Source organism: Arsenophonus nasoniae DSM 15247, assembly GCF_000429565.1.
In the GTDB taxonomy this organism is placed as follows: domain Bacteria; phylum Pseudomonadota; class Gammaproteobacteria; order Enterobacterales; family Enterobacteriaceae; genus Arsenophonus; species Arsenophonus nasoniae.
The window spans coordinates 13,282-17,949 of record NZ_KE386920.1 but is presented as its reverse complement, the minus strand read 5'-3'; the positions used below and the strand labels follow the sequence as shown (position 1 = coordinate 17,949).

At 41.4% G+C, this 4,668-nt stretch carries 6 protein-coding genes; all 6 read right to left on the bottom strand.

The genetic code is table 11. From position 1 onward, the window contains the following. Positions 1–128: Rpn family recombination-promoting nuclease/putative transposase (locus tag G468_RS23350; RefSeq protein WP_162143456.1), on the bottom strand; the 128-nt coding region annotated here is incomplete at its 3' end. Positions 129–135: 7 nt separating this feature from the next. Further along, on the bottom strand, positions 136–1,275 hold the full coding sequence (locus G468_RS22200; RefSeq protein WP_071846932.1) for a hypothetical protein: 1,140 nt from the start codon (positions 1,273–1,275) through the stop codon (positions 136–138). 224 nt (positions 1,276–1,499) lie between these two features. Next, positions 1,500–2,060 (bottom strand): 3'-5' exonuclease, encoded by a 561-nt coding sequence (locus G468_RS0119205; RefSeq protein WP_026824310.1) that lies wholly within the window; start codon positions 2,058–2,060, stop codon positions 1,500–1,502. A 433-nt stretch (positions 2,061–2,493) separates the two neighbouring features. Continuing rightward, positions 2,494–3,012 carry a hypothetical protein gene (locus G468_RS0119200; RefSeq protein WP_026824309.1) on the bottom strand — a complete coding sequence of 173 codons (519 nt, stop codon included), beginning with the start codon at positions 3,010–3,012 and terminating at the stop codon, positions 2,494–2,496. Between the two features lie 151 nt (positions 3,013–3,163). Then, positions 3,164–3,379 carry an Imm31 family immunity protein gene (locus G468_RS0119195; protein ID WP_034250646.1) on the bottom strand — a complete coding sequence of 72 codons (216 nt, stop codon included), beginning with the start codon at positions 3,377–3,379 and terminating at the stop codon, positions 3,164–3,166. 10 nt (positions 3,380–3,389) lie between these two features. After that, the coding region (locus tag G468_RS24550; protein WP_211229693.1) for a polymorphic toxin type 17 domain-containing protein at positions 3,390–4,668 on the bottom strand (1,279 nt) is incomplete at its 5' end.

Here is a 4,668-nt window from a genome sequence, read left to right as displayed (position 1 = left end):
TCTAAGTCACACAGCGCTTTAATCTCATCGGGTAGCCAAATGTCGAAGAAGTCTTTTGCCGTCTCTTTCTCACTTAAAAACTGCTTGAATATAGCATCATGGGGCGTTGGGGTGAATTTTTTAGTCATTTAAGATTTAAGCGTACTTTCTAACATGCTGATATGCTAATGGATAGCTTTCACTATTCTCTAAAATAAAATTATCTATTTCTTTAATTAATTCTGATTTATCAATATTTTTTTTATCTACTTTTGCATAAACATCACCATTTATTGGTCCTTTGTAATATTTATTAGATGAAATTTCTGATGAATTAAATTGAATATCTTCATAAATAGGTTCATTGCTTTGATTATATGGTTCTGAATATATGGGTTCATCGTTTTGGTCATATGGTTCAGAATATATAGGTTCGTTATTCAATTCATAAGGATTGGCATAGATATTTAAATCATTGAATTCCTTTATTTCATTATTAAATTCTTTGGCAAGATTTTCTTGTGTATTTCTTTTTATTTCGTTAATTGATTCAGCAAAATGATAAAGCCATTCATTTTCTGTTCCTATTACAAGGCTGATATCCAATCCTTTAACTGATTCTAGCGATAAGCGCTGTTCAGCGTAATAATCAAAACATTTCATTTGTAATGAAATCCATTTTTGTGCCAAACGCGGATTAATAGCCATTTCTTGCTTTGTTTCTTTATCTAATAAATGTAGATTGACTCTTGCCTGATTACCTAATAAAACGTTTTCTAATTGATTTTTCTGTTCATCATATTTTACTTGATTTAACGCTACATTGAGACCTTCTCGGGTAACAATAATGTTGTCTAATAACTCACTATTATTGGTTAATTCTCTTTGGTTTAAAGAATCAATATCTTTTTCAGTCTTTCCATAAACCCATGCGCGTTCATCCATGACATCTTTAATGGAAAAAGAAAAAATATATGCCCCATCTTCGTTTGGAGCAATAGTTGCCTGAAATCTATCCTGATAAACAGGATAAGCCATTTCCTTAAGTTGGTAAAAAGCAGTCACTTTTTTTAAAGTGGATTCGGTATCAGGTTCATCATTGCCATGTGTTAACTCATAAATTTTTTCCAACGCTTCACTTGTGTTGGTTCCACAAAACCAATCTTTGATTTTATCCCATATGCCAATCTGTGTAGCTTCTTCTTTTGATGAGCTATCAATAGCGCGCTTGACGTCTTCATGGCTAAGCGTTCTATTTAATGAAAATAAATTATGACCTTGAATAGAAAGTGGCATAACATCTCCTTTTTTCCTAAAATTTATTTTTATTATTACAAACAACTAGGCTATATTAAATACGCTATTTATTCATTACATTTCAGACATCATAATCCAGCCATACAAAAACGCACTCTATCCATTCTGGTGCGTTTATTTTTTGTTACTGGTATCTTTTTTCATAACTAATCACAGGAAATGGCTCAAAATCGATTACAAGCGCTTCTAGAGGCATTACTGAATTAAGCCTGTGCCGTTTTTTCATTCTCAGTAACTTTAGCCAGAATATTTACCAACAATTTATTAATAACGAGTGTCTTCTTAGCACGGGTCGCTGAGACATAGAGTAAATTGACTTCATCTCTAAAGGCTGCTTTGTCCATATTAGGGTCAAAGAGATTATTCGGAAAGTCATTGTTGATTTCGACGATATCCCACTCTAATCCCTTTGCTCGGTGGGCAGTGGTAACAGTAATGCTGGCTTCGTCTTCAGTGTCTACGGTTCGTTTACGTAAAACATCCACTTTCTTCGGTAATGGCGTAAATTTTTCGATGATTTTGATAGATTGCAACATTTCCTGGTCACCACTGGCATTGGCCATCTGCTTATAATTCGCATAATTACGATATTCGGTGTAAAGCCGTTGGTGACTCATCTTTTTTCGCTTGCCGAGTGAAAACCAGTGAAGGTTAATCAATTCATCGATACGATAAGCCTCTATCCCATTGACCATTACAACTGATAATCCAATGATTGCTTTACATAAACGATTATCTCGTAACAACCGCTCTTTGTTGATCATTTCAAACCGTTATTTTCTAAGTTAACCCTCTTTTTATTGTCTATAGCGTGACAAAAAATGCAAGTCTCTATTCAGCAACTGTTTTAATATCTCTTATGCGGTCATTACAGTAAGTTTATCTATGTATGACCAAGGATTCACTTTGTTGCATTTCGTTTGGGAATTGGGGAACACATGTTTCGGAACAAGGTAAACGGTTATAATTTAGGGGCTTTATAGAGACTGCCTGCCATGCAATAGTGTCATTCCAAAAACGCTGGTTTTCAGAACAACAGAATAAGCGTTCATATCTGTTGCGTAAGCAGCCTATTTAATCAGGGGGAATTAAATTGGAAGAAAATTATTGGAATTAGTCATTTATCCGAAAATCTGTGGGACTTCACGTACCTTTGTTGGGATAGACCCATTTTTGCCGCAAGCGGTTGTTTATTCACTATAAGTCCTGTTTAGAGCAATTCTTTTTTGAAAAGGCTATTTTACGGTTTGATTGTACGTTTGATAAAAGTTTCTTGCTAGGCTCTGTCATCAAATGCGTAAGCTCCCAGTGTAGGACGTCTGTCAGATCATCGTCAATCCGGAGATGATAGTGTCCACTTAAATTTAGATGGACACTATCACAGGTGACAGACTTCGCTGTCCGGCGCAAACGCGTCTGGCGTTCAGGAAAGAGAAAAGCCCGCCGCTGATGCAGTCGCTGTACGACTGGCTCAAGATGGTCGCCTCCGGCGATAGCCTGCGCAAAGGTGTTGCCAATCGGCGCATCCACATAGGCGATGGCCTTGAGCTTGTCGGCATAGGCCGCCAGCTCGGCCGTGACCGAGGTCTGGGTACAATAGACCGGCGCAATTAGAATTTTGGCGTCATAGCCCAGCAGATTATAAAAATTATCCAGTACCTTGATGCCGCTACGCCGCCAGGCGGTATCGATACTGCCCAGAATATCTACCACCATGACCTTACCAGTATCCAGATGATCGTAGCTGGCGATACAGGCTTCGCTGCTGGGATAGCGCCTTTGGCTTGCTGCGTTAGCATCTCGCTCACCGGCTCAAGCCGATAATTGTCAATGCCAACTGTGCACGGTGCGGTGATCGGGATTTCTGTTAGTAGAAATCTTCTCGCTTAAAGGCTATACCTGTCGGAATTAGGTCATCCTTTTCAAAGTAAACAGTGTTTTCTTTGCCGTGTATAGCGACAGCGTAGCCGTAGACAATTCCGTCTTCTTCACTGATACCAAGAACAACACCTTTACATTTTGCGTAGTTGCTGTTCTTAGCTCCCTCCCTGACTTCCACTTCCTGATAAAAATCTATTTTCATGGTGATTACATCACTTATGTGTAATTTTTCCGTCAAGAGATACATTGAGGTGAGATCCATCTCTTGTTGCCCAACCTAGTTGAGATTTCCCTTGAGATGATAACTGAATATCCCATTCGAAAGATTGCCCTGCTGTACGGGACGGGCCTTTAACCCATTCGTTTTTGAACTTGTCGATGTAACCATTGTTAGGCCCTCTGGGTAAGGGTTGAGAAGGTGAGTATCCTTCTGGTGGCACATAACGAATTTTACCTGTATTAGGTAACTGCACGTGATTAATACGGCCTTTAGTCGACCATGGTTGAGCAGCACCTCCTGTACCTGACTGGTTAAAGGGCGGTTCCTCTACATAAAAAGGTGTCTTTCCTGCATTTATCGCTGCGGCTTCCCCCTTACTTGCCGCTTTCGCCACAACCTTCTCTATCAGTATCGCACCACCCTTGGCGACCCCCGCACCCCCGGCAAGGGTACTGGCGATATCAAAAATGATTTTACCGACTTCGAGCCCCGCGTTAAAGGCCCCTGCGGTTCCGGCCTTTTGATATTCTGCTTCCATTCGCTCAAGACGCGCGATATACGAGTGTTTCACTGCATCGCTTATAATGCCTAATGTGTCATCGCTTTGCAGAACTGCTTTTATCGCCGTATACGTTTCTTTCGGGTTGCTCGCCAGGTTAGCTAACCCGTCTAGGGTCTCATAAAGTCCAACCGGCGTGCCCGCCACCATCCCCGCCCCAAGACTGACATCCTGGTCAAGGGAAGTGTATCCCCATTTCAGGGAAATCAGCGCTTTTTTAAAATCATTCGGGGTTGCCGCCAGCTCTTTTTCCATTAATGTTTGCTGGTGATGGGATAAATAATTATAGCGAAAACTGTTCTCGGCAGCGGTCGCGCCACTGTACACGCCTCCAGGCTGACCCGTAAACACTGCGCCGGCAATCCCTCCAAATGCCCGCGCTAACTGCGCCTGTGCTGCGGATTTTTTCTGCCACTGCTCAGCGTTAATCAGGTTATCCCCCAACGAAATGGCGGCCAGCTCAGCAGCTAATCCACCCACCACCGCGCCCTTAACATTTCCCCGACTGATTTCAGCGGTTAAGCCTGAAAGGACGGCATGACTAAGGGCTTTGCCTGGATAACCGAGTATTTCCCCCTGAGTGCCAATAAAATTAGCCCCTTCGGTATGGACTTGACCGGATACCTGGCTTAAGAGGGCCGCTTTAAAATTATCAGTAAAACTTCCGCCTTGAATAGCCGTGCCTAACGTTGCACTAATCACGCTTTGCCCC